At 46.6% G+C, this 26,891-nt stretch carries 30 protein-coding genes; 6 read left to right on the forward strand and 24 right to left on the reverse strand.

Annotated elements, in window-relative coordinates:
• Nucleotides 1-18: 18 nt before the first annotated feature.
• The 10 genes from KNO99_RS12425 to bglA all read right to left on the reverse strand — a co-directional run bounded on the left by KNO99_RS12425 (nucleotide 19) and on the right by bglA (nucleotide 7,371).
• A complete protein-coding gene (locus KNO99_RS12425; protein ID WP_214749101.1) occupies nucleotides 19-975 on the reverse strand; it encodes an alpha/beta hydrolase in 957 nt (318 codons plus the stop codon).
• On the reverse strand, nucleotides 965-1,519 hold the full coding sequence (locus KNO99_RS12430) for a helix-turn-helix domain-containing protein (RefSeq protein WP_214749104.1): 555 nt from the start codon (nucleotides 1,517-1,519) through the stop codon (nucleotides 965-967). The genes KNO99_RS12425 and KNO99_RS12430 overlap by 11 nt, the downstream gene beginning before the upstream one ends.
• Nucleotides 1,520-1,649: 130 nt before the next feature.
• The gene (locus KNO99_RS12435; protein ID WP_214749108.1) at nucleotides 1,650-1,913 is read right to left on the reverse strand and encodes an excalibur calcium-binding domain-containing protein; all 264 of its coding nucleotides are present in this window, start codon (nucleotides 1,911-1,913) and stop codon (nucleotides 1,650-1,652) included.
• Nucleotides 1,914-2,027: 114 nt separating this feature from the next.
• Nucleotides 2,028-2,846: an SDR family oxidoreductase gene (locus tag KNO99_RS12440; RefSeq protein ID WP_251131056.1), complete on the reverse strand. Its 819-nt coding sequence runs from the start codon at nucleotides 2,844-2,846 to the stop codon at nucleotides 2,028-2,030.
• Nucleotides 2,847-2,934: 88 nt separating this feature from the next.
• Entirely contained in the window at nucleotides 2,935-3,258 is a 324-nt protein-coding gene (locus KNO99_RS12445; RefSeq protein WP_214692369.1) for an ArsR/SmtB family transcription factor, read from the reverse strand.
• A 69-nt stretch (nucleotides 3,259-3,327) separates the two neighbouring features.
• Nucleotides 3,328-4,137 carry an MBL fold metallo-hydrolase gene (locus tag KNO99_RS12450; RefSeq protein WP_251131057.1) on the reverse strand — a complete coding sequence of 270 codons (810 nt, stop codon included), beginning with the start codon at nucleotides 4,135-4,137 and terminating at the stop codon, nucleotides 3,328-3,330.
• Nucleotides 4,138-4,226: 89 nt separating this feature from the next.
• A complete protein-coding gene (locus KNO99_RS12455; RefSeq protein WP_214749116.1) occupies nucleotides 4,227-4,862 on the reverse strand; it encodes a peroxiredoxin-like family protein in 636 nt (211 codons plus the stop codon).
• Nucleotides 4,863-4,877: 15 nt separating this feature from the next.
• On the reverse strand, nucleotides 4,878-5,447 hold the full coding sequence (locus KNO99_RS12460; protein WP_214749119.1) for an NAD(P)H-dependent oxidoreductase: 570 nt from the start codon (nucleotides 5,445-5,447) through the stop codon (nucleotides 4,878-4,880).
• A 126-nt stretch (nucleotides 5,448-5,573) separates the two neighbouring features.
• Entirely contained in the window at nucleotides 5,574-5,891 is a 318-nt protein-coding gene (locus tag KNO99_RS12465) for an ArsR/SmtB family transcription factor (protein WP_214749121.1), read from the reverse strand.
• A gap of 31 nt (nucleotides 5,892-5,922) precedes the next feature.
• On the reverse strand, nucleotides 5,923-7,371 hold the full coding sequence (bglA, locus tag KNO99_RS12470; RefSeq protein ID WP_214749124.1) for a 6-phospho-beta-glucosidase BglA: 1,449 nt from the start codon (nucleotides 7,369-7,371) through the stop codon (nucleotides 5,923-5,925).
• A 136-nt stretch (nucleotides 7,372-7,507) separates the two neighbouring features.
• Between bglA and KNO99_RS12475 the strand changes: the two genes are divergently transcribed.
• Nucleotides 7,508-8,218: a GntR family transcriptional regulator gene (locus tag KNO99_RS12475; RefSeq protein ID WP_214749126.1), complete on the forward strand. Its 711-nt coding sequence runs from the start codon at nucleotides 7,508-7,510 to the stop codon at nucleotides 8,216-8,218.
• A 34-nt stretch (nucleotides 8,219-8,252) separates the two neighbouring features.
• Here the strand turns inward: KNO99_RS12475 and KNO99_RS12480 are convergent, their stop codons facing one another.
• From KNO99_RS12480 to KNO99_RS12520, 9 genes are all read right to left on the reverse strand, one after another.
• Nucleotides 8,253-8,804 carry a suppressor of fused domain protein gene (locus KNO99_RS12480; protein ID WP_214749129.1) on the reverse strand — a complete coding sequence of 184 codons (552 nt, stop codon included), beginning with the start codon at nucleotides 8,802-8,804 and terminating at the stop codon, nucleotides 8,253-8,255.
• A 105-nt stretch (nucleotides 8,805-8,909) separates the two neighbouring features.
• Nucleotides 8,910-9,623, reverse strand: a complete 714-nt coding sequence (locus KNO99_RS12485; RefSeq protein ID WP_214749131.1) for a hypothetical protein — start codon at nucleotides 9,621-9,623, stop codon at nucleotides 8,910-8,912.
• Nucleotides 9,620-10,342, reverse strand: coding sequence for a hypothetical protein (locus tag KNO99_RS12490; RefSeq protein WP_214749134.1), 723 nt, complete (start codon nucleotides 10,340-10,342; stop codon nucleotides 9,620-9,622). The genes KNO99_RS12485 and KNO99_RS12490 overlap by 4 nt, the downstream gene beginning before the upstream one ends.
• 15 nt (nucleotides 10,343-10,357) lie before the next feature.
• Nucleotides 10,358-11,419: a DUF58 domain-containing protein gene (locus tag KNO99_RS12495; protein WP_214749137.1), complete on the reverse strand. Its 1,062-nt coding sequence runs from the start codon at nucleotides 11,417-11,419 to the stop codon at nucleotides 10,358-10,360.
• Between the two features lie 2 nt (nucleotides 11,420-11,421).
• Entirely contained in the window at nucleotides 11,422-12,345 is a 924-nt protein-coding gene (locus KNO99_RS12500; RefSeq protein WP_214749140.1) for an AAA family ATPase, read from the reverse strand.
• Complete coding sequence (locus KNO99_RS12505) at nucleotides 12,342-13,112, reverse strand: hypothetical protein (RefSeq protein WP_214749143.1); 771 nt, start codon at nucleotides 13,110-13,112, stop codon at nucleotides 12,342-12,344. The genes KNO99_RS12500 and KNO99_RS12505 overlap by 4 nt, the downstream gene beginning before the upstream one ends.
• Nucleotides 13,113-13,270: 158 nt before the next feature.
• Nucleotides 13,271-13,705, reverse strand: a complete 435-nt coding sequence (locus KNO99_RS12510; RefSeq protein ID WP_251131061.1) for a DUF3916 domain-containing protein — start codon at nucleotides 13,703-13,705, stop codon at nucleotides 13,271-13,273.
• 53 nt (nucleotides 13,706-13,758) lie between these two features.
• On the reverse strand, nucleotides 13,759-14,226 hold the full coding sequence (locus tag KNO99_RS12515) for a DinB family protein (protein ID WP_214749149.1): 468 nt from the start codon (nucleotides 14,224-14,226) through the stop codon (nucleotides 13,759-13,761).
• Nucleotides 14,227-14,335: 109 nt separating this feature from the next.
• A complete protein-coding gene (locus tag KNO99_RS12520) occupies nucleotides 14,336-15,598 on the reverse strand; it encodes an NCS2 family permease (protein WP_214749152.1) in 1,263 nt (420 codons plus the stop codon).
• A 282-nt stretch (nucleotides 15,599-15,880) separates the two neighbouring features.
• On the opposite strand from KNO99_RS12520, the gene KNO99_RS15430 reads away from it, so the two are divergent.
• Entirely contained in the window at nucleotides 15,881-16,003 is a 123-nt protein-coding gene (locus KNO99_RS15430) for a hypothetical protein (protein ID WP_255349577.1), read from the forward strand.
• 212 nt (nucleotides 16,004-16,215) lie between these two features.
• Here the strand turns inward: KNO99_RS15430 and KNO99_RS12525 are convergent, their stop codons facing one another.
• From KNO99_RS12525 to KNO99_RS12540, 4 genes are all read right to left on the reverse strand, one after another.
• Entirely contained in the window at nucleotides 16,216-17,715 is a 1,500-nt protein-coding gene (locus KNO99_RS12525; RefSeq protein ID WP_214749155.1) for a PH domain-containing protein, read from the reverse strand.
• Nucleotides 17,712-18,239: a PH domain-containing protein gene (locus tag KNO99_RS12530; RefSeq protein ID WP_214749158.1), complete on the reverse strand. Its 528-nt coding sequence runs from the start codon at nucleotides 18,237-18,239 to the stop codon at nucleotides 17,712-17,714. The genes KNO99_RS12525 and KNO99_RS12530 overlap by 4 nt, the downstream gene beginning before the upstream one ends.
• 65 nt (nucleotides 18,240-18,304) lie before the next feature.
• Nucleotides 18,305-18,976 carry a WGR domain-containing protein gene (locus KNO99_RS12535; RefSeq protein ID WP_214749160.1) on the reverse strand — a complete coding sequence of 224 codons (672 nt, stop codon included), beginning with the start codon at nucleotides 18,974-18,976 and terminating at the stop codon, nucleotides 18,305-18,307.
• A 68-nt stretch (nucleotides 18,977-19,044) separates the two neighbouring features.
• Nucleotides 19,045-20,136: an FUSC family protein gene (locus tag KNO99_RS12540; protein ID WP_214749163.1), complete on the reverse strand. Its 1,092-nt coding sequence runs from the start codon at nucleotides 20,134-20,136 to the stop codon at nucleotides 19,045-19,047.
• A gap of 175 nt (nucleotides 20,137-20,311) precedes the next feature.
• Here KNO99_RS12540 and KNO99_RS12545 point away from each other — a divergent pair, with 175 nt between their 5' ends.
• Nucleotides 20,312-20,932: an NAD(P)-dependent oxidoreductase gene (locus tag KNO99_RS12545; RefSeq protein ID WP_214749166.1), complete on the forward strand. Its 621-nt coding sequence runs from the start codon at nucleotides 20,312-20,314 to the stop codon at nucleotides 20,930-20,932.
• 16 nt (nucleotides 20,933-20,948) lie between these two features.
• A complete protein-coding gene (locus KNO99_RS12550; protein ID WP_214749169.1) occupies nucleotides 20,949-24,335 on the forward strand; it encodes a dynamin family protein in 3,387 nt (1,128 codons plus the stop codon).
• Nucleotides 24,336-24,472: 137 nt separating this feature from the next.
• Here the strand turns inward: KNO99_RS12550 and KNO99_RS12555 are convergent, their stop codons facing one another.
• Nucleotides 24,473-25,255, reverse strand: coding sequence for a 3-hydroxybutyrate dehydrogenase (locus KNO99_RS12555; RefSeq protein WP_214749172.1), 783 nt, complete (start codon nucleotides 25,253-25,255; stop codon nucleotides 24,473-24,475).
• A 126-nt stretch (nucleotides 25,256-25,381) separates the two neighbouring features.
• On the opposite strand from KNO99_RS12555, the gene KNO99_RS12560 reads away from it, so the two are divergent.
• Both KNO99_RS12560 and KNO99_RS12565 read left to right on the forward strand, forming a co-directional pair.
• Nucleotides 25,382-26,266: a LysR family transcriptional regulator gene (locus KNO99_RS12560; protein ID WP_214749175.1), complete on the forward strand. Its 885-nt coding sequence runs from the start codon at nucleotides 25,382-25,384 to the stop codon at nucleotides 26,264-26,266.
• Nucleotides 26,267-26,348: 82 nt separating this feature from the next.
• Nucleotides 26,349-26,750 (forward strand): carboxymuconolactone decarboxylase family protein, encoded by a 402-nt coding sequence (locus KNO99_RS12565; protein ID WP_214749178.1) that lies wholly within the window; start codon nucleotides 26,349-26,351, stop codon nucleotides 26,748-26,750.
• Nucleotides 26,751-26,891: the final 141 nt, after the last annotated feature.

Genomic DNA, 26,891 nt, shown 5'->3' on the forward strand with positions numbered 1-26,891 from the left:
CCGCTGCCTTCTTTTTCATCATGATATCCAGTTGTGACGTATGAGCCATTCGTGGAGCTGGTGTTGTAGCTCGGGATGAAGCGGCTCCTTAAGTTGTGCGCGATATTGTTTTTTCACGTCCAGAATGCTCATTTCCCCGTCGAAATGTTTCAACATATGGTCCATGTTTTTAATCTTTTGTACCTCGATATGTTCCGCGTGAAGAGCATCGAGCTCGTCAAGATGATGGACGTCCGTTTGAACATCTCGATCCCCTGTCAGTGCAAGTGTCGGTACATTCAACTGAACCAAGCGATCCCGAAGCAACTCATCCGTATACGCAAGGTGTTCCCGTAGCCATTTGGCAGGGAATTTCATTAGTTGAATCCGCATCGTATCCTGGTCCGTCGCTGTGACACGTTCGAACAGTTTTTGTTGTTTCCCGATGACCGACTTCTCGTTCAAACTGAGTCGGAGTAGCTTTCCTTTGATTCCTTTCGTACGTTTCACTTCATCAAGTAGGAAGTGCGCCTGCTCCTGCATGCTCGTCTTCAAAGCAACACCGGCACCAGACAACAGGATGAGACCAGAAACGGATTCACGTTCGGCTGCGAGTGTCGCGACGATACATCCTTCACTATGGCCGAGCAATAAAATGTCTTGTGAGACGTGATCATGAGATTTGAGATAACGAACGACCGCCGTCACGTCATCAACGAGCCCTGTCAAACCGACACTATTTCGATTGCCGCCACTCTTGCCAATCCCTCGTTTGTCATATCGTAATGTGACGAAACCTTGAGTCGTCAGCCATTCTGCCAGGTCTTTATAAAGGTTCATTTTAAATCCAAGTCCGTTCCCATCCCGGTTCAATCCTCCTGTACCGCCGATGAGAACAATCGCTGGATACGATTCTCGCTCTTGCTCGGGGATTGTGACCGTTGCGCTAATCACTTCTTCTCCTTGAATGAATACCTCTTCTTGTTTAAACATCATCCATCTCCTCCTTTTCTTCGACCGGCATGACGGCATAGGAGAACTTTCGCAATATCCGCTCTTCGGACGGTTCATGCCCGAGCACTCCCTCTAAGAGATCATAGAGACCTTTTAGGAATCGATCACTCTCGGCATCAGACAAATAAAGCGGGATGCTTCGGAACCCAACTTTGTCTTTCTGGAGGTCAATCGAGTCTCGCTTCAGATAGTTCCCAAAATCCATGAGCAGTGACATCGCAAACGTGTAACAGACCATGTATAGTTGTTCTCGGTCTTCCTCCTCGACAATCTTGTTGATACTGGTCAACGGATTGTTTTGAATCGCATACACTTTTTCATACACCCCGCGAACTTTATTTTCGCTCATGACAGATAAAATCTCGTCTTGTACCATTTTGTTGATATGGCGATAGAGGCTCGCTTGAGGAACATCGGGAAGTGCTTCTGCTAAGTCTCCGGTCGTGACTCCTTCATTAATCAGAACGTGTTGAAAGATTTTCATGCGAATCGGGTTCAATAAACTTTTTAAAACGTCTTGATTCATTGATTCCACCTCAATGTTATCATATTTGATAATGTTATTATTTATGATAATATCATGTGGTCGAATCGTTGTCTATGTCCATACAAAAAGCCGCCCTCGTATGGCGGCTGATTCGATGTATGATTTGTAATCACCGTTCACAGGCGATTCCGTCTTTGTCGCGGTCTTTTGATTGATTCGTGTCATATAAGGCTTTATTGACATAAGGTTTATAACGCGTCTTTCCACCTTTGTTTTTGGTCGTCTTCGATTTGGCCACACCCCCTTTATACACTTTGTTCATCTCCGTGCAGTTTTTGAAGCGTTTCGCCGCAGCATCGACCGAGTCTGTCGGTGTTGCCGTCAATCCAATTATAAGAATGAACGTCGATAATGCCAGTGAGACTTTTTTCATCAAACCCCTCCTCTTACAAGTTATATCGGGTGATTTTGTGTGATATTTATCATTGAATGAGTGGATGAAAAAATTCTTTCCGACACTGATGAAGTTCAAAAGAGATACTTGATGTTAATTTTTCTCTACGACACGTCGCACGATAGAGAAGAACACTTGGTTCGGCAGATAACGCTTCAGCGCGATCAAAAGGCCTGCTTGTTTACCTGATGGATACCGGAGACGTTTCTTCCGTTCGGTCGCGGCACGCCAAATCGTTTCGGCGACGACCTCCGGGCCTTCAGCGTTCGCACCAGCGGCATTCGTGTTATGGAGCGCGACTTCCGCATAATTATCATATACGTCAAGCGGTTGGTCACGGACGAGTTCTTGGGAACGACCATAAAAGTCTGTCTTGATTGGTCCTGGTTCAATCAATTTCATGTCGATATTAAACGGAGCCAGTTCAAACTGAAGCGATTCGATGAACCCTTCGATCGCCCATTTTGAACTATGATACAGACTATAGATTGGGAATGTGATTTGACCACCGACCGAAGACACGGTCACAATACGTCCACTCCGCTGTTTGCGGAAATACGGGAGAGCTGCTCGGATCACGTTCATGACCCCGAAGACGTTCGTATCAAACTGACGCTGAATCTGTTCAGAAGAGGCTTCTTCAAAAATCCCGACCGCTCCGTACCCGGCATTGTTCAATAACACATCGATTGTGCCGTGATCTGAGACGATTTGCTCGAAGGCGTCAAGAATGCTCGATTCGTTCGTCACATCTAGCTGATAGAGCGAGACCCCTTTTAGGTTAGACAGTTCTTGATGGTCTTCAGGACTTCGCATCGTCGCGGCGACATTCCAGCCTCGTTTGCTGAACAGTTCAACGGTCGCTCGACCAATCCCACTTGATGCTCCTGTGATAACAATGGTTTTATTCATTTTCATTCTCCTCTTAATGTTTATATGTTTAAACTTTTAAACGTATTAGTGGAAAAGAAGCCTTTCTCTTTGTTTCCAAAAAGAAAGGTCATAAGATACATTCATCTTCGATCGCACGTGTCAGTGCTTTGAGCAGTCCGACCGCATCCTCGAGGGTCAAGAAGTAAAAGTTCTCTGTCCCGATTTTCTCAGATGAGACGATCCCTGCTTGTCGCAACAGTTTGAGGTGATGCGAGATGGCCGGTCGAGACAACTCGATCTTTTCATCAATCTGATTGACGTTCAACCGCTCATGTCTGGCGATCTCGACGATGATGCGTTGACGATTGACGTCGGCTAATACTTGAAACAATGGGATTGCATCTTCAAATAAAGATAGTGACGCCTCGGGTGTTGTATCTGGTTGTTTCATATTCATCACTCCGTTTAAAAGTTTAAACGTTTAATCATGTATTCAGAATACTAGGTGATTCGCCTTCTGTCAACGAAGTTGTTCGTAGACTTCTCGAAGAATACTTGAAATCATATGTCTGGAGTCATAATCCCGCTTGGAGATTTGGACGAGCGGCGACGGGTCAGGGAAAAGGTGAGCGTTGATATCGTCAATCGTATAGCCCGCAGCGGTTTTGGTCAACACGTCGTCGGTCAAACGTTCTAGATAATCGAGCTTTTTGGTTAATTGCTCCCTTCCCTGTTCGAGACGCCCGGCATGCTGGCAGTACACTTCCTCAAAATCGAGGGATAGGACATGCTTGAGCGAACGGATCTGTTCAGGGACCGACTCCTCTGGAATCATGACTTTTGGATACGGATGAACGAACAAATCACCTGAAAACAGTCGACCGTTCTCCTCGTCATATAAGACGACGTGATTCGGTTCATGACCGGGTGTATGAATCACCTGATAGGTATGATGTTCTGATGTGATCTGATTGTCGTGATAGGCGATCGGCCGGAACGGTTCCGGGTCACCGGAGAAGCGTGCCCGATAAGCGGGAATATCTAGCCCCCTTATGCACATGTCTCTGGCAGATTCATGTATGTAGATTGGCACGCGATACGTTTGTTCGAGCCATGCGGCCGTCCCAATGTGGTCTTCATGTGGGTGTGTGATGCTAACGAGGTCGATCGGAACCGACTCATAAAAGGATTGGAGAGCGGGGAGCATCGTACGCGTCCCGGTATCGATGATCATCCCATCAAGATAATACACATACATTGACATCTCGAATGGACCATTCTTTACTTTGGCGCAAACTGCGGTCACTGGTCCATGTTGCTTCACTTGCATCATTTTCCCCTCCAATATTGTATTTTTCTTCATTATATCGAAAAAAGCCAAGCAATCCCTTATTTCTGAGAATTCCTTGGCTTTTCTTCTTATAAAGAGGCGAGCACGCGCTCCGGATCCGGTCGAACCATATAGTCAGGGTCCGCCTCGGCAAATTGAATTACACCATCCTGGTCGATGACATAAGTCGCAGGTACAGGAAGGCGCCACGGATTCGAATCTCCATTATAATTCGCGAGTTGAAGTCCAAAGTCCGTTTCATATGTTTGAATCAAGTGAGCCGGAAACTCGAAGAGTAGGCGATAAGATTCCGCTACATGTTGATCGGGGTCACTGAGCACTTCAAATGTCAGATTGTTCTTTTCGGACGTCGATAAAGACTCATCTGGCATTTGAGGGCTGATGGCAACGAGTTGTGCCCCTTTCTGTTTGATTTTCGGTAGGATGCGTTCATACGCCTTCAATTCGAGATTACAGTAGGGGCACCATCCCCCTCGATAAAAGTTCAAGATCACTTTTCCATCTTGTAATAATTCGGACAAGGTGACTTTTTCACCCGTAGCGTTGACGAGCGTAAAGTCAGGGGCTTTTTCTCCTACTTGTAACCCTTGACCAATTCCTGATTCAATCAATGATGCTGTCGCTTCCGCAACACTTTGTTTGACGTGGGTGGGCGCACGATCTAAGAATCGGTCCCGTACCGCTGCTAATTCTTCCCGAAGCATGTGACCTCTCTCCTTTTACGACTGATTTACTGTGATTTCGAACACGTCTTCCAAATGAGCTTGGAGTTCACGCTTATAAAGGTTGATGTCCGGGTTCGCGATCACGTCATGCGCCCCAAAACTCTTCAATGGTTCCATTCCAATGAACTGCTGTGCATAGTGTAGGTGGGCGATTGAATCTTCAAAGTCTTTACCAGCGAAGAATCCTTCAGCATTGTTATATTCTGTGACAGGGGCATTCCACGTTGTCGAGAACATGTATTTCTTCCCTTTCATCAATCCACCTTTTCCATACCCTTCAGCAGATCCTGCGAAGAAGACTCCGTATTCGTACACTTCATCCATGTATTTTTTGAACTTCGCTGGGAGTGAGAACCAGTAGATTGGTGTTTGATAGATGACGATGTCCGCCCATTTATATTTTTCTTGCTCTTCTTTGATATCATAGCCTGCATCGATGACCGTCGTTTTCACTTCATAGGCTCCGTCGAGTGTTTGAACGATCTCGTCGAACATCGTTTTGTTCAATTCACCCTTTGCAAAGTCGTAATACTCGTGACCGTTGATTACTAATACGTTTTTCATCTTTCAAAACTCCTTTGGAAATTGTTTTATAGTTCGATAACCATCAAACTAAAAGTATCGTATCACCGTGAGTTATACTTCGCAAGCATTTTGATCATCAAAAAAGCATGCGCCTCGAGCGCATGCTTATAAGTCTTCATCTTTCACGGCGAACACGGAACTCAATAATCCAGGAAACTTCTGTTCAATCTCATCTTTTCGGAGCGAGTAGTAATGCTCTTTTCCTTCGATGCGTCCTTTGATCAGTCCGGCTTCCCTTAAGATTTTGATATGATGGGACACCGTTGATTTATTTAGCATCAATTCAAGTGAATAAGTAGAACAATTATTTTCACCGGATTCTCTGAGGCATCGGATGATGCGCAATCGGTTCGGTTCACTGAGTGCGTGAAGGACTTTCGTATACGGTATGGTGTCGATAGACGGATGGTGTAATGGTTTCATAACGCCATTATACAAATGTATGCTGGAATTCTCAAATTTCGCTGTTCAATTTTTCCCCATTCGTCGCGATGACCCGCTTATACCAGTCGAACGAGTCTTTCTTCATCCGCTCCATCGAGCCGTTCCCTTCATTGTCGCGGTCGACGTAAATCATCCCGTACCGTTTCTTCATCTCTCCCGTCGTGAACGAGACGATGTCGATGATGCCCCAAGGCGTGTACCCGATCAAGTCGACCCCGTCATAGAGGACGGCGTGCTTCAATTGTTCGATATGTGCCTTCAAATAATCGATTCGGGCCGCGTCATGAATCTTCCCGTCGACAATCTCATCGACGGCACCGAATCCGTTTTCCACGATGAAGAGTGGAATTTGATAGCGGTCATACAGACGATTGAGCACATAACGGAGACCGACCGGATCGATGGCCCAGCCCCAGTCACTCGACTGGATGTACGGGTTCTCGACGCCGTTCGGCAGACCACCGTTGACGATATCACCGCTGTTGTCCGCAACGACATCACTTTTCACGGTCGTCGACATATAGTAGCTGAAGCCGAGATAATCGACCTTTCCGTTCTGTAAAATCTCTTCGTCCCCTTCAAGGATCGGGATGTTGTACCCTTCACGTTCGAACTCGTTCAACGCGTAACTTGGATAAAACCCACGTACTTGCACGTCCGGGAAGAAATAACGTTGACGCATCATCTCTTCGGCCAACATGACGTCGTCCGGGTTCGATGAATACGGATAGATCGGAACGTGAGAGACCATGGCCCCAATTTCAAAATCCGGATTGATTTCTTTCCCTTTGGCGACGGCGAGGGCACTCGCAATCAGTTCATGGTGTCCCGTCTGATACATGACTTCACGCGCGTTCTCCCCTTCTTCTAGAAGGACACCTGAATTCGTCCATAAGAAGAGCGGGTTGTTGACGTCCATCTTGTTGTTGATTTCGTTGAAGGTCATCCAATACTTGACCTTGTCTTTGTAGCGGTTGAAGCAGACCTCTGCAAAACGTACGAAATGGTCGACGACGGCACGGTTGCGGAATCCGCCGTACTCACGTGCGAGGTGGAGCGGCATCTCGAAATGCGAGAGTGTGATGATCGGTTCGATGTCATGTTTGAGTAACTCATCGAACAAATCATCATAAAATTGGAGACCCGCCTCGTTCGGTTCTGCATCATCACCGTTCGGGAAGATGCGACTCCATCCGATCGAGGTACGCAAGCATTTCAATCCCATTTCGGCAAAAAGCGCTACGTCTTCTTTATAACGATGATAGAAATCAATTGCCTCATGGTTTGGGTAGAACTCGTTCGGCTCAACCTTGTCCGTGATCCGACGCGCGACACCGTGTGCGCCTGCTGTCAAGACGTCGACGACGCTCGGTCCTTTTCCGTCAGCGTCCCAACCACCCTCGAATTGATGGGCGGCGAGTGCGCCTCCCCATAGAAAATCTTTCGGTAACGTCTTCATCCTCTATTCCTCCTTCTGATGAATCATACACGTCAAGTATAATTGTACCGGTACAATTTAACAAGGTTGATACAATGAAACAATCTTGTTTTTTCATGATATAATACAAGAAGTGACGAAAAAGTGAGGAATGCCCATGTTAAAATACCAACAAATCGCGAATGAAATAGAACAATACATTCATGAACAGAATTTAAAACAAGGTGATAAGTTACCTGTCCTTGAGCAGATGATGAGTCAATATGCCGTCAGCAAGAGTACGATCACGAAAGCGCTCGAGTTGCTCGAACGAAAAGGCATCATCTTTCAACTCCGTGGTAGCGGCATTTTCGTCAGACGCCATAATCGTCCCGGTTATATGAGTCTCTTTTCCACCCAAGGATTCAAGAGTAACCTTGGAGATCGAATCTTGACCTCTGATGTACTCGATGTGTCCGTCATGAAACCAGATGCGTTGGTGTCCGAAAATCTCGGGATTGACGTAACTGACGATGTGTATCGTGTCGAACGGGTAAGATATGTGGACGGGGAAGTGCTTTGCCATGAAGAATCGTATTACGTAAAAGCCATCGTCCCTTATTTGAATCGAGAAATCGTGGCGGACTCGATTTTCGATTACGTGCAATCGGCGCTCGGTGTCACAATTGGTTTTTCTGACATGTATCTACAGGTAGGTCGATTGACGGAAAGTGAAGCGGTACATCTCGGTTTGCAAGAGAATGACCCGACGCTCCGCATTGAGACGATCTTCCATCTTTCGAATGGAAAACCGTTCGACTACTCACGCATCACGTATCATTACGAGCACTCGCAGTTCGTCGTCCAAGCGAACGGCCCCTATATGTAAAGAATCCCCTCATGCGCGCATGAGGGGATGTTCGTTAGACAAGTTCTTTTCGGTTCAAGTCGAATAACTCGCGATCAGTCTCATATAGGAGTTCGTCAAACCGTTCGGTTCCGTGTTCTTCGATGAACAGCTCTTCTGAAGGGTAAATCGGTACAAACCAGACGACTAGGACGCTCTGCTCCCCGTTCTCATATTTGATGAACGACTCATCTGAGTAAAAAGGAGCGGTCACATAGACCGAAGAAAATGAATACTGTTCAAGCACTTCCTCTGGCAGTTCGTAGAGTTCGCCCAACTCGAACGCCTGGTGCGTTCCCAACGCATAATCGGTCAGCTGCCACATCAATTCAACAAACTCCTCTTTGGCATGCTGTTGATTGAAGCGGAACAGCAACTCCTGGTGAGCGGTCGAACCATTTTCGAATTGAAGTGCATGCCAATGCAGTCCTAATGTCGAAATACTCGTGATTTTAGAGGACTCTTCTTCAAGTTCGATGATTTGGACATCATCTTCTAGCAAGTAAGGGATATCAAACCCGCTGACGAACGTGCCACAATGTTTTTCTAGATGTTCTAAATAGTTCATGTTCCATTCCTACTTTCTCATAACTGGCGTACTTTTTGCTTCGGGTTTTGAGTTTGATGGACTCAATCGATTGACGCAAACTCACTTCTTCTTTAGTTGGGTCATTCAAAACACTTTGATGTCTCCATTCACGTGATCCAAGAAATAATACGTGTCATGGGCATCGTGGGCGAAAACGAAGTTTCCCAAGATGTTTGGATGAAATTCACCAGTGAACCATTCGATTGTCTGATTGTTTGTCGGAAAGAAAAGGGACTGCCATACATTCTTCGCTTTCGGAATTTGAAGCTGAGGCAAAAGTTCGTCTTCAATCAATGTCTTCCAATCTGCGTCATGCAACATGAAACGATTTACGTTTTCACGAGGACCGAACGTTCCATCTAAACAAAATGATACCTCGATTGGAAACGCACCTGTCGTCACATATTCAAAAAATACCTCGAAATTGGCTATTCCCTTTGTTCCGACACGACTCACTTGCTTTCCTTGAAGCGTCAAACCGTCCTCATAATAACTCAGAATCCAATCTGTCTCTCCTTGTAGGACGATGATTTCATTCGAAGAGAGTGTCAATTCCGATTCTAATGACTCACGATTCTTGATGGTTTTGGTCGTCACATGTTCTTCTTGACGTTCAAAAGAGAAGCGATGTTTTTTCGTACCCTTCACAGTTCGTTTACGTACAAGGCGCAATGGAAAGTCCTCATCTTTCAGATGTCGAAAAATCAATCGCTTTGCTTCTCCTTCTCTCAGTGCATGACTCGGAATGATCACTAATTCTAGTGGTTCATGTTGATTGTATAAGTCTTTTGACATCATGCTGTTTTTCGTCTTTTAAGGAACCAATATCCGAATGGCAACATCGCTAACACTGCAAAACCAATCAATCGGTTGGTATTCGATGTTGGATTGTTTGATTTTGCTTCATCCGAATAGCCACCCGCTCCATCCATCATCCCTTCTTCAGCAGATCCTTCAATGCTTGTATGCTCTTCAATCAATAAGGCTTGGAAGTCCTTCGTCGAAATTGCATCCCCACTGATCATTTGTCTTGAATTGGGTGTAAGCGCCTTTAACATATCCCCATCATGATCAAACCATGCCGACCTTTCTGTGTATTTCACGAGATGTCCTTGTACGTCCGTCAACGCTTTCGGAGTTTCTTTGTCTGAACCGAACGTTGAAAACGCATATGTACCCGCTGATTGTTCATACGTTCCGATCACGTTGACCGGTTCATCATCTTGAAAGACGGTCGCCACAAATTCTTTTGTCGGGACGAACGAACATGTCTCATCATTCTTGTAACAAGATGATGACGGGATATACGTCTCCAACAACGGACCGAACGTGACGTTCTCACTGTCCGTCATATGATAATTAGCCGGGTCATCTCCCTGAATATGGTCCATCACAATGTCATAAAAATATGCATCTGCAAAACGTTCCGGTGAGGATTCAGTCATCTCGGCTGATACGGTCGTTGTGCTTGCAAGGAGTCCGACACAACCTATGAGTAAGCTCGTCATTCGTTGCATGTGTTTCTCCTTTCATTACCCTGAAGATTTCAGCAGCATCGCATGACTGATGTGAATCAATTCGGCGTGCGGCTGTTTGTGACGACTGACATATGAAGTGAAACGTGATGACGCAACAAATGCGTTCGATTCATGAATCATCGCCAGTCGAACGAGAATGAGCCGTAATTGTTTTCTTCCTTCTCCCAGTGTAACACGGTCGACTTGATTGTTTTTGTCGAGTCGGTTGATTAACAGCTCCACTTTACAGTCTTCTTTGATCAAGTAAGAGACCCAATACGCCGTCTGTTGAATCAAGTCTTCATATTGCGCATGGAGCCCGTTCCCGAGCGGACCGCTCAAATCAAGGGAAATCGTGAACGTGTCGAGATTTTGTCGTTCGAACACTTTTGCCTGTACATGACCGACCTTTGAAGTGGCGACCCAGTCAATCTGTTTAGCCGGTTCCTTCTCATATCGTTTCGCACTTTGAATCATCAACGGATCGTTCAACGGGGAGTGTTTGACGATGCGGTCACCCATCCGAATCATGCGAGATTCGGTGATTGGTGACTTCGTGATGGTAGGTAAGACAATCCATGAGGGCATATCCATCTCCTCATCCATGAAAAAAAGAGTACCTAAATAAAACGGTAACGTGACACGCATCACACACGTATGAATCGAAGCAGGTCCACGTTTCACAGCCGAGACGCTCACATGATGTATGTCCTGTTCGATCCTTGTGTCGTATGCCTGTGATCCGTCCTCGAATACCATTCGTTCATTACCCTCTAGTCGAATCAATAGCGGAACACCAAGGGCAATGATTCGCTCATACCCATCGATACGGACGATACATGATGTCTCATCGTCGATGAACAAGAGATCTTCTTTCTGCCGGATGGAAAATGAGACTTCGTTTAAAAGTGTTCGAATGATTCGTTTTCGGATGAACATGACGATTAATAATGCTCCGCATACATAAGCGATAGGCCATACATAAGGCATCCACATAGTGAGGAGACCGAGACTGACATAAGCCGGCCAGAGTTGGTCCTGAAGGATGGACGGTGTACTGATTTCGACCTGTCGCATCGTTACACCTTTTCGACGGGGACAGTTACAGACTCGAGTACGTCCGCTAGCACTTGGCGCTTCGTCGATTTGATGTCCCCTTCAAGGGTGAGGGTCAATCGATGCGAGAGAACGTGTGGCGCAACGGCTTGGATGTCTTCAGGCGTGACGAATTGACGGTCGTTCAAGTACGCATAAGCTTGTGAGGCTTTGACGAGCGCAAGCGTCGCCCGTGGACTCGCCCCGACTTCGACTAACGGATGTTGCCTCGTCTCTTGGATGAGTGCGAGCAAATAAGTGACGACATCTTCATGGATTCGCACGCTCTCGACATTTTCTTGTGCTTCTAAGAAAGCGTCATTCGTCATCAAGGCGTGTACCACATGTCTCGTCTTTGAAATCGTCTGCAGAATCAAGTTCCGCTCTTCATCCGCCCCTGGATATCCGACTTGAAGGGACATGAGGAAGCGGTCGAGTTGGGCGTCTGGTAGGGCGAACGTTCCCGCCGACTCGATCGGGTTTTGTGTTGCGATGACGAAAAACGGTTTCCGTAGTTGATACGTGACGCCACCGATGGAAACTTGGCGTTCTTCCATCGCTTCAAGCAAGGCGGATTGCGTTCTCGGAACGGCGCGGTTCACTTCATCGATGAGTAAAATATTCGTGAAAATCGGTCCGGTCCGGTTCTCGAACGTCTGGGTCTGCATATTGAAGAAGTCTGAACCGATGATGTCAGAAGGCAGCAGGTCGGCTGTGAATTGAATTCGGGCGAAGTCTGCCTCAAAGCTTTTGGCGATGCTTTTCGCAAGTAACGTCTTCCCCGTCCCAGGCACATCCTCTAGCAAGATATGGCCATTCGCCAATAGGGCTGTGCAACATAATTTTGTGATTTCTGGTTTACCGAGGTAAATGCGGTCTAATTGGTTCAATACGTGTCGGATGGTCATGAGTTCGACTCCTTTTGTGTGCGTAATAGGTATTCATCAAGTTGTTGGGTGAACGCTCGCTCACGCTGTGGTGAGATGTCCCCTTCGTCATAGCGCGTCTCTAAATAGGTGAGTAGGGATGCATCGAGCTCGATTCGTTTCGCCCAGGTCGACAACGTCTCATACGGACGGCGACGTTTATGTGGAGGTAACGCTGCCTCGAATTGAATCAACTGTTGTCGAATAGCCGAGGCTGGTAATGGATGAAGCGTTCGGTTTATCTGCTCAGATAAGTTGTCAGAGATCACTAGCGAGTGATCCTCGATTTCTAACTCTTCCTCTTCGATTTGTTTCTTCGATGGGCGTCGTCTTTTCCAAAGCCACCACCCGAGCAAGATGATTAGTGCGGTAATCATGTATGGGAGGTAGGAGACTTTGTTCGACTCTTCTGATGAGGGATTGCCGTAAGAAGGCGATTGATCTTTTATCCGCTCTTTCGGTGTACCTCCTGATTCTTCTTCTGAGTCAATCATCGCTCCGTCTGGACCATTTCCTTCTGGTTCTTCGTATGGAGCATCGCCACACCAAAAATCAACATCCGTCACTTCGAAAATCCCTAAAAACTTTCGTTTGTCATGACAGTCCGTGACCCAACTCGTAATCTCGCTCCCTGAGATATCTAATGATTGGTAGTAACGGTATCCCAGTTGACCGGAATAGGAGATGAGGGCGACCAGTAGTAAGGAGAATAGAATCCCTGACACAAAAATCGTTTTGGCTTGTTTCATTGGCGTTTCCGCTTATGTATATTCAGTTTGATCGTTTTCATCTGATGTGACGGCTCCTCTCATAGTCTAAATCCTTTTTTTGGAAATAGGATTAAATGGATTATAACATGAACTTTTACGGAATATTCAGTTTTTTTAGACAAAAGAAAAATGCCCGTTCATTGAACGAGCATCCACAATTCTCTACCTTCATCTTCTTCGTCGAACAACAATTCTTCAAATCCATACACGCGAATCTCCTGATCACTACGAATGTTCCATTGGTTGATAAACGTTTTTACATGTGGAATCGAGATCCATTTTTGATGGGATGAATCACGCCGCATAAATGTTTTTAACCCCTCTTCATCTTCAAACACGAGAAGCTCAGAGTTCCAGAGTGTAGGAAAATCTAGCAGCACGACAACTCGCATTCGCTCATCCACACGCCGCTTTGCTAGTCGTTTCGCTTCATCGAGCAGAATATGGATGATTGCCTGTTTGATTTGGGCATTATGTTGAATAGCCAATAAAAAGGTTTGTCCGACCGGAATCTTGGTATTCCAATAACCATTATGAAACTCAGTTGGAAAATCGCAATGATTTTCTTGCATATTACGCTGAAGACGAGTTAACTTTCGTTTCAGACCACGCACTTTCCGATGTCTCAATTCAGGATCGACTCGACTTGCTTCATATGATGTCGGTCATGCTCGATGAATTCTCCGATGATCACATATAGTGAATATGGGACACCTTGATGCGGATCATGGGTGACTCCGTTCGCTGACGTCTTAAAAGTCAACGTCTCTTCACTTAAGGACTCGAGCATCGTGACGAGCGTTCGCCGACTGTTAAGGGATTCTTTCAGTACGGTCTCACCTGTCAACTTCTCCGCTCTTTTCGTCGCCCGCGCGTTAAACGAGTCAAAGTCAGGGAAAATCATTCCTTCGCCGTTCTTCACCGATGGGATGATGACATTCAATAGATGATTGTCCCAATGGGCGATATGTAAGACGATTTGCTTTATGGACCACTTCTCCGAGTCGATTTGTTTATTCCAATCAGATTCACTCAGCTTTTCTAACGACTTGAGCCATTCTGTGTACGATGTGAATTCTTGAAGGACTTGCATCAAATCCCCTCCCCGTTTTCTTCAAATTACTGCGATTATAGCATGAACCATCCCTTAGGAATCATTAAAAGAACGGCATCGTTCGTCATGAACGATGCCGTGCGTATCTCTATAACCAGACTGGTAATGAGAAGAAAACTAAGAACAATACGGTCAAGACACCGACGACCGGACTGAGTGACCGGTAGCCCTTTTTGAACAAGACAATCATCGTGTACGCGATGAACCCGAGTCCGATCCCATCGACGATGGAATACGTGAACGGGATCATGATGATGACGAGAATCGCCGGGAAGGCATGCTCCCAGTTATCGAGCGGCAAATGCTTCACGTTCTGGAACATCATCATGCCGATGATAATCAACACCGGTGCAATCGCCGTCACAGGGATGATTGCAAAGATCGGTAGCAATAAGAGCGACACCACATACAATCCAGATGTGACGAATGAAGCAATCCCGCCTCGTGCACCGACCGATATCCCGGCAGCCACTTCGACCGTCGAGACGGTCGGGCTTGACCCGAACATGGCCCCGGCCATCGTCGAGAGGCCTTGTGCAACGAGACCTTTCGGCGCATCCTTTTCTTTGTCGATTGCACGTGTCTGATTCTGGATCAAGCTGATATTTTCAATCAACAAGACGAGCGTCAGTACACCTACCGCGACTAAGAAGAGCGGAGAAGCAGATTCTGTGAACGAGATGTTCCCAAATACCGTGCCGAACGACTCGAAGAACGGTGACAATGAGAAGCTTCCCGTCCACTCCAGCGTTCCCATCAAGGCGCTGAGACCGACACCGAAACCGATCGTCCAAAGGAAGCTGCTCGGTCCCATCTTCAAGAACAACAAGATGGCGACGAAGAGTGATAAAAAGGCCACCTGGACGTTACGCTCTCCGAGGTCACCGATGTGGAGCAATGCCCCACCCCCACCTGAGACAATTCCTGCCGCCTCAAGACCGATCAAAATGAGGAAGAGGCCAAGACCGACCGTCAATCCGTCATGAATGATTGGTGGAAAGGCATTCGCCAATTTCCTTGCCACTTTGGTAACCGTCAATAGTACGACGAGTACACCTGAGACGAAGGAGACGGCGAGCGCGCTTTGCCAGCTCAATCCCATCTGTAAGACGAGCGTGTACGTGAAGAGCGCGTTAATCCCCATTCCCGGTAACAAGAGCAGCGGTAGATTGAAGAATCCCGCAATCAACGTCCCGATGATGCTTGTCAAAATCGCTCCGACGAGCGCCCCCTCGAACGGGAGTCCGGCTTGTGTCAAGATTGCCGCATGCACGGCCGGGATGTATGCTGTCGCCAGGAAGTTCAGCACGCCCCCGTATGTTTCTGTTTTCCATTCTGTTTGTTTTGCCATAGGAATCAATCCTTTATTGGCACCCTCACCCACCCGTGTATACACACGAGATTGATTATATCCTGTCAGACATCTAACAAGCAAGAGCGATTCGACTCAATTCCTTCTTTGGACCCATTCATGAGACCGATTCCATCAAAAGATTCATTTTATGAAACGAGAACGTTTGTTCTTATTTTTAACGCCATTTTACGAACAAATCTGTTATAATGAAGGGGCAGGTTAACGCAGCAATAGTGGGGTCAGCCGCCAAGTCCACAATGGAGGAAGGCGGTGGTGCGGATGGAACAACTTTGGACCTGGGTTGGAGATTATGTCATGATCCCAATCCTCGCTCCGATCATCGTTCACTTGGTTATTCACCGAACATCCGATCGTGCAACGTCTGAACGCACAAAAAAATGACCCCCTCGGCGCAATGAGATGGGTCACTTTCTGATTCACTAACCATTGTGGCGGCTGGGACCACTCTTAAAGTGGGAGCCTGTAAGCCAGAGGTCGGTGTGTCCAGCACCGGTCTCTTTCTACTTGCATCATACCATACTTTATCCGCGTTTTCAGTAAGAGAAACATCATTTGATACGAAAATCACAAATAATTCAAACGCTCAGGAAACTTTATCCTGAGCGTTCTTCATTCATTTCGTTATAACGAGAGAACCAGACGAGCATCGCGTCCGCTTCTTCTTTCGGAATGTCGTCAATTGTCTCGACGGACAAGAATCCTCCTCGAGTCGAGAACTGAACCGTACAAAGTCCGAATCGACGTTGCAAGAGCGATTGCTTCACTTGAATCTGTTCAATCCGTGGTTTGTCCGTCAAGAACGATCGGACGTTGAAAGCTCCCGTACGCAATTGAATGAATTGGTTGTTGCGGGCATATTTTGTCGTGACGTAACTGAGCACACGTCCCCCGATGATAATAGCCCATAAAAGAAGGAGCCACCATGCGTACTCTCGCAAAAAGTAGATGACGAGACCTGAAACGATAATCCCGAACCAGCTGATTCGCAGGAGTTTGATTCCTAACGCCTTTTTTGGAAGTCGATGTAATTCATCCGACCATGTGAAGTGCGTGAAGTGCTCACGGAGTACTTGCATTGCACGGTCACGTCGAACGAACGGGAGAATCGTTGACGATTCGTCTTTTAATTCATCCATCGTCCCTGCTGCGACGAGTTCGACTCCGACGATGTGGAACCAGCGACGGATGAACGTCTCTTTGATTCGAATCGCTTGAATCTTCTCATACGGGATTTCTTTCGCACTCCGGTTCAATAATCCTTTTTCGACGCGAATGCGCTCCCCTCTTCGTTCGAGTCGGAAGTTCCCATATTTCAAGAAGTTAATGACCATGCCGATCACGACCGAAAGCAGTAACACCCCGATGACGAGAAGACCGATGACGATGATGGACGCATGGACCACATAATCTTCGACCTGGTTGAATGCCCCATCCAAATTGATGAAGTCATCAATCGAGGAGATGATCGTTGAAGCGACCGGGAAGATGGCGAACACAGAGAGCGACGTGATAGAGGCCAACACGATTTCGCGCGTGGACAAGGCATATAAAAGGCGACTTGATAACGGTTGTGCTTGTTCTGTTGTCGCATCTGTCGTTTCTGAATTGTCTTCGGTTTGTGCATTCTGTTTCCGATGTCGAACTTGCTCGAGAATCTCTTCAAGTCGTTTGGCTTCGGTCGGAAAGACACCAGCCAGTTTGAATGATGCATCGTCACTGTTGGCATTCGTATCGAACGTCAATTCGACGACACCAAGCAATCGATAGAGGAATGGACTGTTCGAATGAACGCTTTGAATCTTATAGAGTGGAAGCGATTTTTCTTTTTTCAACCAGTTCCCTTCGATCACATAGACAGTCTTTTCATCCAGTGCATATCGGAAGTTTAACCACCCAAAGAACTTCTGGACAATGTCGAGTAATAGAAAGAGTAGGATGCCGACTCGGATGATGATGCCGATTGTCGATTCCCAGTCGTTGTTAAGCACAAAGAGTAGGACGATTGGAATGGCGAACGACTTGATGACTTCGAGAATACGCAGCACCAAAACGCGACTCGGGAGTCGATGCCATGTTAACGCGGTCTCGGTCATACGACCTCCTCCTCTTCAATACGTGCATAGATGGCAATCTGCTCACGGAGTGTTTTCGCGAATGATTTTTCGATCGCATAGATTTCGTGTGAACCGGCCGCTGTTCCGATGGTGATGGTCTGTAACCCGTATTTACGGAGAATCGGTCCTTGTTCCGCATGAACATATTGGACCTTCGTCATCGGGATGAGTACGTCATGAGTCGTGATGATCCCATGATGAATCCGGATCTCAAGCGGCTGGACATCATACGTGAATCGTTCCTGTTTCCACTTTTGGAACCAGATGATATCAATCAAGCTATAGACGACATCGATGACAAGCAACACGATAAAGCCAATCTGTAGCCAAGTCGGCCAGTCGAACCAGTATGATGCGACTACGAGAGCTCCAGTGATGAGGAGACCGATGATATAAAAAATCGCGCTCGATAATCGAAAGACCGCCCGTGCCTCGATCGGAAGCGTTCCGCTGATTCGTTGTGGTGTGACACCTTTTTCTGGTGTCGGTGTTGTTTCTGACATGGTAAATCCCCCTATCGTTCATATGTATCTGTCTCTATTGTATACGTGTTTCTTCTCGAAAAGTTTCAGGATTCGGTCGGGAATGTACTCAAGCGTTCATATAACTTATCAAACATAGACTGATCCTCTATTTCGAAAGCTTGTTTTAATCGATGGATGGCCGCTATTCCTGTTATTTTCAAATTACCTGTCAGCTTTCCCGTCATCTTTATGGAAGCAAACGCACCAGCGACGAGGACTTGATCACATGTATAGGCATATTCATAGGTTGACCAATCTTCTGGACCGGAAACATCTCGATCAATCCAACTTTCAATTAAGGCGTAAGCGTATGAAAGATAACAAAGGTCTCTATCCTTTCGAATCACTTCTTCGTACATAACCAATGCATCGGCGCCAGCATCATTCCCGAACGGAGCATATTCTTCCGTACAATCCACAAAGAGTTCATCGTTGAAATATTCCTGATACTCCGGATGAGAGGTCAGAAAACTCGGTCCCACTTCCGGGTCATCCACATACATATGGTTGTCCCAATCAAAAGGGCATTCAACATATCCTTTTCTCAACTTTTGACGAATAAGCTTTTCTGCTTCTTTCATACATTCCGAATCGGATTCAAAAGATTTTACTTGTACCTTTCCGATTGTCCCGATTTTTCCGTAGTTTACAGCAAATTCATCACCTATAACAATGATGTTCCAATACTTTGTGATGTGTTGAAAAGACTTCTTCATCCTCAATGCCCTCTCTTCTATACGAAAAATAACTCTCTTAAAAAACGAGCCGAATATCGGCCCGTTTATCAGTCTTCAAAAAACCATTTCTTACGTGGTTCCACTTTTAAGTTATCTCCATGCTTCTTCATTTCCGTCACAAGGTAGCGTTCGAGTTCATTCATTGCCTTGACCCAGTCGGTCATCGTCGCTACGAGCGGCACGACAATGAGGATGAGTTCTTCCTCTTCTTCTCGCATCCTCTCGATCATTAACTTCGCAAAGTCAAAGTTCTCATGAATGAGATCCTCATCCCGGTCGATGAGGTGCTCGTTCTCAAGCTCATAAGCTGAGAACAGACGCTCATGTCGACGCAACAAATGCCGAATGTGGCGATACAACTCATCGCTCAATTGTGGAGGAAGTTGTTCAATCGTATGGAAATCATGATCGAGTTTCTCGATGACATGGAGCGCGGCCCGGTTCGTCTCAATCATCTTGGACTTCAGGACGGCACGACGGAAGATCGGCGTCTTCTTCTCGAGCCAACGATTCGCTTTGATTTCTTCTTCAAAATAGGCATATGTTTGCTTTGAATCACTATGCAACTTCTTCGTCTCAGGCAAGGATTCGAAGGATGAGCGACCGCCTTCCGTTTCTGCAAACAATCGTGCGATCCGGACGACCATTTGAAATACCTCAGTCACCTGCTCTTCTAGTTTCCGTTCATATCGAGGTGGGAACAAAAGTGCGTTTACGATTAAGGCAACGGTAATCCCCATCATGATGAGTAAGTAACGTTCACCCGCAAACACCCAAACCGGCATGTTCGACTGACTTGCCCCTTCCATGATGAGAATCGTCGTCAAGATGACGGTCCGTGTCGTCGATTCTAAATTTAAAAACAAAAGGATGGAGATGGCGATGATGATGACGAATCCGATAGCGATTGGTGTCGGATTCGGAGTGAGCAACAAGGAACCGACGGAGAGCAATGCCCCAATCAAGTTCCCTTTCATCTCTTCGATTAAGCGAAGTCCGGTCTGATAAACAGACGGGAGAAGCGCGAGTGACGCAGCGAGTGCCGGGACGACGATCTGTTGGAACTGAAACGCCTCGGCAATCAGTAAAACGATTGCGACCGATAATCCGGTCTTAATAGTTCGAGCCCCAAATTTCATGTGATGGTGCCTTCCTCTCTTACGCTTGTCATATGTATTTTTTGCCTTCTTCCTCAATTCTAAAACGTACCACATTCTTTTCAAGCAGAATCGAACCATTTCAGGCAGTTTTGTGAACGCTTCCGTGTTATGATGGCGTTGGATATTTCTTTCATATTGATGGGGAGGGGTTTACTTGTCAACAATTGCTTTATTCGGCGGAAGTGGCCGTACAGGGGAACGGATACTTGAGCGTTTATTGAATCAAAAACATGACGTCAAACTTTTAACAAGACATTCGATGGATTCCAAGGAGGGTGTCAACGAAATCATCGGAGACGCAACGGACCAAGAAGCTGTCCTAGAAACCGTACAATCTGCAGACGTCGTCATCTCGGCGTTAGGGACGGACAAACAAAACGTATTGTCTACATTCACACCACTCGTGATTGACGCGATGAAACAATTTGATGTAACACGCATCATCACAGTCGGGACCGCAGGCATCTTGCAGGCGCATGATAGCGACAACTATCGCTTTGAAACGAAAGAATCGAAGCGTACGATGACAACCGCAGCAGAAGATCATGCACGGGCCTATGAATTATTACGAGACTCCGGATTGGCGTTCACAGTCATCTGTCCGACTCAACTGATCAATGAACCATCGAGTGGAGACATCATCGTCTCAAAAGAAGTGTTAGGCACGAAACAATCAGGTCCAATCTCGAGAGACGATGTCGCCGTGTTGGTGCTGGATTGTTTAACGAATGATGAATATGTCGGACATCGTGTCGGCATCACGACGGAATCATAATTAGGGGATGGGAAACATGCACGAACAACGAGAACAATTAGCTCGGCTTGCATTAACGTTTGAACAAGAGGAGATGACGGACGCAGCACGACTCGCCCGCACCGCCTTACAAAAAGTAATGAATGAAGAAGTTTGGATTGCCGTCTGTGGTCACTTCTCAGCCGGGAAATCGACATTGCTCAATGACTGGCTAGAAGATGGATTCCTTCCGACAAGTCCGATTCCGACAAGTGCCAATATCGTCACGTTGCGGGGTGGAGAATCAGCGGCAGCCGTCGCGATCAATGATACGGATTGGATTTCATTAGACGCTTCTTCCCTATCAAACATCAGTGACTATTGCAAAGTGGAGGAAATCAAGGAAGTCGAATATACAATCGACCGATTCCCATTTGATGAACATGTCGTGTTGATGGATACTCCTGGGATTGATTCAACGGATGAACGACATCGTCAAGCAACGGAACGATCGCTCTTCTTGGCCGATCATTTGTTCTTTATGATGGATTACAACCATGTCCAATCGGAACAAAACATCGGGCTGATGAAACAATTTAGCCGGGAAGGTCGTCCCTACTCCATCATCATCAACCAAATCGATAAACATGATGAGAACGAACTCTCCTTTGTGGACTTCAAGGCGTCATTGACGAAAGCGTTCCGACATCATGACATCGTCCCGAACGACACGTTCTATATTTCACTTCGGGAATTACAACATCCTCATAACGAAGTCGAGCGTTTGCGCTCGTATGTGCGGCATGTCATCAAAGAATCAAGACAGCAGCAAGTCGAGCATGCGGATGCATTGATCAATACGTTGGTCCGACGCAACGAAACTTCGATTCAATCGATGTTGGATCAATTACCGACCTATGAGAAGAGTCCGAAGGAAATGCAATCTCGCCTGCACCGCCTTGAGAAGAAACGGGCATGGTGGACATCGTTCCGTCGTGAATTCTTCAAACATCAAGCGCCAATCGTCGAGAGTGCACCTATCATGACCTATGAATTCCGTGAATTGCTACGTTCCTATCTCGAGAGTTGTGCCCCTTCCTTCAAGGTCGGTCTTTTGTTCTCGAAAGAGAAAACAAAACAAGAACGCACTCGTCGTGAAGACGTTGCCGTAAAAGAGTTCAACCGTTTAATTGATATGAATTTACGTCCGCACCTCGTGAAATATGCAGAAGACATCATTCGGGATTTGAAACTTCCAGAGACCTTGCTACCAAAAGGTGATGTCCTCCCGATTGCACCGAACTCACTTATCACTGAACAGGTGAAGTCCGGCGCATCACTCAGTGGTGACACGGTGTTACAGTTCAGTCGTGACATCGAGACGGCCCTTGCGTCATGGGTGACGAAAGTCTCGGAACCTTGGGTCCATTCGACGGATACTTATATGAAAGCTGAAGTCGACATGCGCTTGGAACAATTTTCGGCTGAAGAAGACGAGTTGTATGAAGCCCTCGACAATGAAGCATTACGCTTACGACTTTTGAACCGTCTGGATGCTATCGGTCAATATGAAGCGTTGCAACTTGATTCAGATCAGTTAGATCAATTGGCCGTTCGAAACTATGTCGACGCGACGTACCTCCCGGAAAAACATTCGAATGTTGTTGAATCAGAGGTTGCATCGACGTCGATTTTGGAAGATGATTATGATTTATTTGATTTTAATTTTTCTTATGAAAATACGGTATGTGAAATATTAGAGAGTCATCCTTTATTCCGCTCTCGTGTGACGACTCTTCGTAAAAAAATCGAGCGTGCGAAGCATGAACAATATACGTTTGCCATCTTCGGTGCGTTTTCAGCCGGAAAATCTTCGACCCTCAATGCCCTTCTCGGGGAGACGGTGTTACCGACCTCACCGAACCCGCTCACGGCGTCAATCACGAAGATTGTTCCGCCGAACGGCCGGACGAATCGTACAGCGACAATCACCTTCAAGTCACGAGATGAACTTGAGGATGAGTTACAAGGTTATGGGACTTCCCTCGCCTCACTCGATGTCGACCACCCGTTCGTCAATGCTGTTAAATCGGCACCGCTCGATTATCTCGGGCAAATGGAGACCGTCGACTATGACACGTTCTGCGCGTTCGTCGCACAAGAAGAGAAAAGCTGTATCGTGAAAGAGATTGAACTGTACCTCGACTCACCGTGGGCGCGACGCGGCATCGTCTTCGTCGACACACCAGGTGCCGATTCGCAGTTCAACCGACACAGCGAGGTGCAATTCGGTTACATGCGTGACGCGGATGCTGTCTTGTTCGTCACGTATTATAATCATGCGTTCACGGAAGCGGACCGAGAGCTCGTCATCCAGCTCGGTCGTGTCCAAGGGACCGGAGACCACGAGATGTTCTTCCTCGTGAACGCCTCCGATCTTGCGACAGATGACGAAGAACGGGATGCGGTCACAAGCTATGTCTCGCAACAGTTGACCGCGCTCGGTGTTCGACGACCGACCGTTCTCCCCATCTCAAGCCGAAACGCCATGCAAGGGGATGACGCGGGATTCGATCGGTTCGTCTCGACGCTTGAACGCTATGTCGACAAAGACCTTCGTCTCGCGAACGCGATGCGTATACAAGAAGAGACGACAGCATTGCTCGTCGCCTTCAATCGCGTCTTACACGAAGCGGAAGAAGACGAGTCGTTGAAAGAACAACGTCGTAAGCAATTGCTTGCTGTACTCGAGAACCCGCCGGCACTCGATGTGTCAGCACTCATCGACCTATTTGACCGGGAAGCGAAAGAACTCCTCGCCCACCTCGAGACCCGTTCGCTTCTCCGCCTCTCGGACTTCGTCAAAGAGACGTTCCACCCGGTCGAGGTCGACGGGTCGAGGAAGAGCTTGGAGCGTGCCCTCGGACGTACACTCGATAAATACGCCTATGACATCCAACAAGAGCTCCAAGTGTTTCAATATCGGTTAGAGCGATACGTTAAACGCGAATTCGTAGCCTTGGTCGAACGGTTGACCGAACGTCAAGCGTCTATCCTACCGACGCTTGAATTCGACCGTGAACTCGACGTGGCATGGCTTCGAGAGGCTGTCGAACCGATTCATCTCGAGACACCACCTTATCAGTCGGTGTTGAAGCGCTATAAGAACGCGAGTCAATTTTTCGAAGGGGATGGTCGGACGCAACTGAAGGATGAATTGACGGCACTCCTCCGTGACATGATTCGCACTCGTCTCGAGAGCATTCATAAGAAACAGGTCGAGCGGGCAAACGAGGAGATCAGGAATTCTGAAATCGAGATTGAACGAGAGTGGTCGACTCAAGTGAAAGAACTTGCCGCTGCAGAGCTCAGCATGTTGACGGACAGCCATTCTTTTGATGAGATGCGTGAACGTCTCGAAGCAATCAGGAAGGAAACGGTATGAATACATTACTGCTCATCGGTCTCATCCCCGCCGTCGTCATGACGATTGTATTGGGGTTGTTTCTGAGATATCTTTATTTGAACAGAGAGTAAAAATGAAACTCCTCCAACATACAATGGAGGAGTTTCATTTTATTGTTATTGAGCAACGTATCCGCCATCGATGACAGCGGCTTGTCCCGTGATTCCTTTTGCCTGATCACTTGCGAGGAAGATTGCATAGTCTGCAATTTCTTTGACTTGTAACAGACGATGTTGCGGCACGAGCGGGTAGATGACTTCCTCAAGTACTCGCTCTTTTGCAACGTTACGAGTTCTTGCCAAATCATCAAGTTGTTGCTGCACAAGCGGTGTGTCCACATAGCCAGGACAAATCGCATTAACCGTTATCCCTGAAGTCGCCCCCTCGAGCGCAGCGACTTTTGTAAGTCCAATCACGCCATGCTTCGCACTGTTATAAGCTGCTTTACCAGCAAAGCCAATCAAGCCGTTGATGGACGCCATATTGATAATTCGTCCGAATCGTTGTTCTTTCATAATCGGAAAAACATGTTTTGTGTATAAGAACGGTGCACGAAGCATGATACTTTGAAGTAAATCAAACTTCTCTGTCGGAAATTCTTCAAGTGGAGAAACATGCTGCATGCCTGCATTGTTGATCACAATGTCGATACGCCCATATGCCTCCATCGTCTGATCGATACTACGTTTGATTGCTGCTTCTTTCGTCACATCCGCCTCAATCGCAATCGCATCGTATCCCTTTTCCTTTAGCTGACTCGCAGCAATATGAGCTTTTTCAAGCTGAATGTCGACAATGGCAATTTTTGCTCCTACCGCTGCAAACTCTTCAGCAATTTCTAAACCAATCCCGCTAGCGGCCCCTGTCACTAACGCAACTTTGTCTTGTAGCTGTTTCATGTCATCTTCCTCCTACTCTTGATCCATTCATTGACCTTTACAGACTTCATTGTATACTTAGTTAAATGATAATAAAAATGAATATTTATTATAGAAACCATTCCACTAAAGAATAGGATGAGCGATATGGAATTCCGAGAGATGCAATATTTCACTGCTGTCGCAAAAGAGAAAAGTTTCACCCGAGCAGCAGAGAGACTTCATGTCACACAACCGACTTTGAGTAAAACAATCCGACACTTAGAAGAAGAGCTAGGAGTCGAGCTATTCGACCGACAGAAACGACAAATTGAATTGACGGACGTCGGTGAGGCCTTACTTTTTGAGAGTGAATTGCTGTTGCGTCAACTCGAAGATTTACCGAATCACGTATTTGATATCACACATTCGAAACGAGGTCAGATTCGATTAGATCTTCCTCCTTTGATTGGATCTTTATTTTTTACAAAGTTTTTGAACACGTTCCATTCATTCTATCCGGATATCCAAGTCATCATCACAGAGGCAGGTGGCCATACGCTCGGAGATGCACTCGACAATGGTGAGCTCGATGTCATTGCAACGGTTCTACCAGCTGGTTCAGCCTTCACAGAAATCCCGTTCATCACTGAAGAATTGTATGCTTATCTGCCTGTTACACATCCTCTTGCTGTACGAAAGCAAATACGTTTGGAAGAACTGGCGAAGGATGCATTTGTTCTTTTCACAGAAGAGTTCTCCCTTCATCACGTCGTTCGAGAAGCATGCGAACAAGCAGGCTTCCACCCACAAATCATTGAGGAAAGCGGACAATGGGATTTTTTATGTCTCTCTGTCGCTCAAGGAAATGCTGTAACCATCTTACCTCGTACAATTATGCAAAAGATGAATGTTCATGGAATAAGAGCGATTCCACTTAAGCGGAGAATTCCGTGGCAACTCGGAATTGCTACAGCAAAAGGACGCTATATGTCATTTGCGTCGAGAGAATTTATTCGCTTCTTGACCGAAGAGTATTCATTTGATGCATAACTTATATAAAAAAGATGAATTGGAAGCATGACTACAGGATTGTTACGATAAATGCAGTATAAACAGAAAGGATGGATGGAAAATGAAAGCACGACATGAACGAGGCGTCAATAAGTTGAAAGAGTTTACGAGTCCAGATGCAGGATCGACTCATGATGGAATTGCGAACGCATTGGAACAACTCGCTCCAGCCATCGGAGAATGGATCACAGACTTTGCATACGGCGATGTCTATAGCCGTGAGGGGCTTCCAAATCGTGACCGGGCACTTGTGACAATCTCAACGCTCGTCACACAAGGCACAGAACCACAACTAGCACTCCATATCAACACTGGACTGACAGCCGGGTTAAGCGGTGAGGAGATTGTAGAGGCGATTATGCATCTTGTCCCATACACAGGATTCCCAAGAGTGCTCAACGCTCTTGCCGTAGCGAAAACAGTGTTTGAAGAACGAGGATTGACTGTCACAACTACTGTATAATCTTTATTCACAATTGCTTCAACATGATAAAAGCCCATCCGAGCGGATGGGCTCAGCTTGTTGACAAATAAGATGTTCGAACTCGTCCCTCCGGCGCCCACGCTTTCCGCAGGCAATCCCGGAGCCGCATCGCGACTCAGG

Origin of the sequence: Exiguobacterium sp. s189, assembly GCF_018617615.1 — a bacterium.
Taxonomy (GTDB): Bacteria; Bacillota; Bacilli; order Exiguobacteriales; family Exiguobacteriaceae; genus Exiguobacterium; species Exiguobacterium aestuarii_A.

Coding starts and splice junctions, on each gene's coding strand:
- KNO99_RS12425 (WP_214749101.1), bottom strand. CDS start 975: ATGATGTTTAAACAAGAAGAGGTATTCATTCAAGGAGAAGAAGTGATT.
- KNO99_RS12430 (WP_214749104.1), bottom strand. CDS start 1,519: ATGAATCAAGACGTTTTAAAAAGTTTATTGAACCCGATTCGCATGAAA.
- KNO99_RS12435 (WP_214749108.1), bottom strand. CDS start 1,913: ATGAAAAAAGTCTCACTGGCATTATCGACGTTCATTCTTATAATTGGA.
- KNO99_RS12440 (WP_251131056.1), bottom strand. CDS start 2,846: ATGAATAAAACCATTGTTATCACAGGAGCATCAAGTGGGATTGGTCGA.
- KNO99_RS12445 (WP_214692369.1), bottom strand. CDS start 3,258: ATGAAACAACCAGATACAACACCCGAGGCGTCACTATCTTTATTTGAA.
- KNO99_RS12450 (WP_251131057.1), bottom strand. CDS start 4,137: ATGCAAGTGAAGCAACATGGACCAGTGACCGCAGTTTGCGCCAAAGTA.
- KNO99_RS12455 (WP_214749116.1), bottom strand. CDS start 4,862: ATGCTTCGGGAAGAATTAGCAGCGGTACGGGACCGATTCTTAGATCGT.
- KNO99_RS12460 (WP_214749119.1), bottom strand. CDS start 5,447: ATGAAAAACGTATTAGTAATCAACGGTCACGAGTATTACGACTTTGCA.
- KNO99_RS12465 (WP_214749121.1), bottom strand. CDS start 5,891: ATGAAACCATTACACCATCCGTCTATCGACACCATACCGTATACGAAA.
- bglA (WP_214749124.1), bottom strand. CDS start 7,371: ATGAAGACGTTACCGAAAGATTTTCTATGGGGAGGCGCACTCGCCGCC.
- KNO99_RS12475 (WP_214749126.1), top strand. CDS start 7,508: ATGTTAAAATACCAACAAATCGCGAATGAAATAGAACAATACATTCAT.
- KNO99_RS12480 (WP_214749129.1), bottom strand. CDS start 8,804: ATGAACTATTTAGAACATCTAGAAAAACATTGTGGCACGTTCGTCAGC.
- KNO99_RS12485 (WP_214749131.1), bottom strand. CDS start 9,623: ATGATGTCAAAAGACTTATACAATCAACATGAACCACTAGAATTAGTG.
- KNO99_RS12490 (WP_214749134.1), bottom strand. CDS start 10,342: ATGCAACGAATGACGAGCTTACTCATAGGTTGTGTCGGACTCCTTGCA.
- KNO99_RS12495 (WP_214749137.1), bottom strand. CDS start 11,419: ATGCGACAGGTCGAAATCAGTACACCGTCCATCCTTCAGGACCAACTC.
- KNO99_RS12500 (WP_214749140.1), bottom strand. CDS start 12,345: ATGACCATCCGACACGTATTGAACCAATTAGACCGCATTTACCTCGGT.
- KNO99_RS12505 (WP_214749143.1), bottom strand. CDS start 13,112: ATGAAACAAGCCAAAACGATTTTTGTGTCAGGGATTCTATTCTCCTTA.
- KNO99_RS12510 (WP_251131061.1), bottom strand. CDS start 13,705: ATGCAAGAAAATCATTGCGATTTTCCAACTGAGTTTCATAATGGTTAT.
- KNO99_RS12515 (WP_214749149.1), bottom strand. CDS start 14,226: ATGCAAGTCCTTCAAGAATTCACATCGTACACAGAATGGCTCAAGTCG.
- KNO99_RS12520 (WP_214749152.1), bottom strand. CDS start 15,598: ATGGCAAAACAAACAGAATGGAAAACAGAAACATACGGGGGCGTGCTG.
- KNO99_RS15430 (WP_255349577.1), top strand. CDS start 15,881: ATGGAACAACTTTGGACCTGGGTTGGAGATTATGTCATGATCCCAATC.
- KNO99_RS12525 (WP_214749155.1), bottom strand. CDS start 17,715: ATGACCGAGACCGCGTTAACATGGCATCGACTCCCGAGTCGCGTTTTG.
- KNO99_RS12530 (WP_214749158.1), bottom strand. CDS start 18,239: ATGTCAGAAACAACACCGACACCAGAAAAAGGTGTCACACCACAACGA.
- KNO99_RS12535 (WP_214749160.1), bottom strand. CDS start 18,976: ATGAAGAAGTCTTTTCAACACATCACAAAGTATTGGAACATCATTGTT.
- KNO99_RS12540 (WP_214749163.1), bottom strand. CDS start 20,136: ATGAAATTTGGGGCTCGAACTATTAAGACCGGATTATCGGTCGCAATC.
- KNO99_RS12550 (WP_214749169.1), top strand. CDS start 20,949: ATGCACGAACAACGAGAACAATTAGCTCGGCTTGCATTAACGTTTGAA.
- KNO99_RS12555 (WP_214749172.1), bottom strand. CDS start 25,255: ATGAAACAGCTACAAGACAAAGTTGCGTTAGTGACAGGGGCCGCTAGC.
- KNO99_RS12560 (WP_214749175.1), top strand. CDS start 25,382: ATGGAATTCCGAGAGATGCAATATTTCACTGCTGTCGCAAAAGAGAAA.
- KNO99_RS12565 (WP_214749178.1), top strand. CDS start 26,349: ATGAAAGCACGACATGAACGAGGCGTCAATAAGTTGAAAGAGTTTACG.